Source organism: Streptomyces sp. SID3212, assembly GCF_009865405.1.
Taxonomy (GTDB): Bacteria; Actinomycetota; Actinomycetes; order Streptomycetales; family Streptomycetaceae; genus Streptomyces.
In genome coordinates, this window is the sequence record NZ_WWJY01000156.1 from 1 (window position 1) to 1,295 (window position 1,295).

2 protein-coding genes and 1 pseudogene are annotated in these 1,295 nt (G+C 69.7%); 1 reads left to right on the forward strand and 2 read right to left on the reverse strand.

Going from position 1 to position 1,295, the window contains the following annotated elements; translation table 11 throughout:
• Positions 1–86: 86 nt before the first annotated feature.
• Entirely contained in the window at positions 87–737 is a 651-nt protein-coding gene (locus GT042_RS04340; RefSeq protein WP_161307362.1) for a hypothetical protein, read from the reverse strand.
• 47 nt (positions 738–784) lie between these two features.
• Here GT042_RS04340 and GT042_RS04345 point away from each other — a divergent pair, with 47 nt between their 5' ends.
• Positions 785–973 (forward strand): DUF5703 family protein, encoded by a 189-nt coding sequence (locus GT042_RS04345; RefSeq protein WP_005319466.1) that lies wholly within the window; start codon positions 785–787, stop codon positions 971–973.
• 105 nt (positions 974–1,078) lie between these two features.
• Here GT042_RS04345 and GT042_RS04350 read toward each other — a convergent pair.
• A pseudogene (locus tag GT042_RS04350) lies at positions 1,079–1,295 on the reverse strand (hypothetical protein); the annotation flags it as partial.

A 1,295-nucleotide genomic window follows, 5' to 3' on the forward strand; every position in this document is an offset into this window, starting at 1 on the left:
CCCCCCGTCACCACGACAAACCCAGCCCGTCCGGCGATTGAGGACATCAGTAAGCGCAACCAAACGCACCGGGCAGAGGCCAGGACCTACACCTCCTGCTCCTCCAGATCGTCCAGGTCCGCATCCAGATCGTCCTCGTCGAAGACCGCGCTCACATCGAACCGGCACACCACCTGCTGCGGATCCGCGTGGTCGAACGGCGCGCTCAGCCACTCCCCCGGCTCCGGGAGCTCCTCCGCCGCCGCCACCCACAACGTGGAATCGCCCTCCTCAAGGCCGAATTCCTTGTGCCGGGACGCGATCTCGTCCGGTTCGTACTCCCCGAAGAGCACCCCGAGCGCCGCGTGCACACTGCTGCCCACCACCGCCCCGGTCCCGTCGTCCCCCTCCACGTCGGCGATGCGCTGTGCCTGCGCGAGCAGACGCTGTGGCTCCGCCACCGCGTAGTCGCGCCGGATCAGCACACTGAGGGCGTTCGGCTCCTCGGGTCCCGCGTATGGCGGAAGGGAGTCGTCCGGATCTGGGATCTCAAAGGGGGTGACCTCGTCGTACCGGTGGTAGAGCCGCTCGTCGTACACCTCGGCGGCGACGGCGAGGGCGTTGAAGGCCTCGGACACCGCCGGGTCGTCCTCCCCCGTGCGGTGTTCGACCGCCGCGAGGTGGCGGTCCAGGGCTACCTTGACCGCCTCGGCGGCGGCACGTACCTCGGCAGCGGTGGGCTGCGCAGCATCAGACATAGAGCAGACGCTATCCGTACGAGGGCTCTGGCCGCACAATAGATGCGATGCCGGAATACGAATTTGTCGACGTGTACGTGCCGCGCGGGGTCTCCCGCAAGGAAGCGACCCGTCTGCTGACCGACCACGCCGAGTACGGACACTGGGAATTGGACCGTCTGAGCCTGCATCGGGACGGCAGCCGCAGAGTGCGGCTGCGCCGGCGCATCATCCGACAGGTCCGCGCCACCTGGTGACGACGACGGAGCGGGCCCCGCTGCTGCGAGGCCCGCCCCAGGCATGTCCGTACACGTCGTCGTATGTGTCTTCGCGCGCGCCCTCGTTTGTCCGTGTTCGCGTCGTTACGCGACGGTACGGGACAGGGACCGGGACCGGGCGCGGCGGTAGAGCACGCCGCCCGCGAGCAGCAGTCCCGCACCCACCGGAATCGCCGTTGCAAGCCCGCCGGCACCCGTGTGGGCCAGTTCGTCGGTGAGGGCGGGCGGTGCGGCGATCTGCGGCTCCGGCGCGTTCGGGACGGACGGGGTGTGCGCGGCGGGCGGAACCGTGGGGGCGACC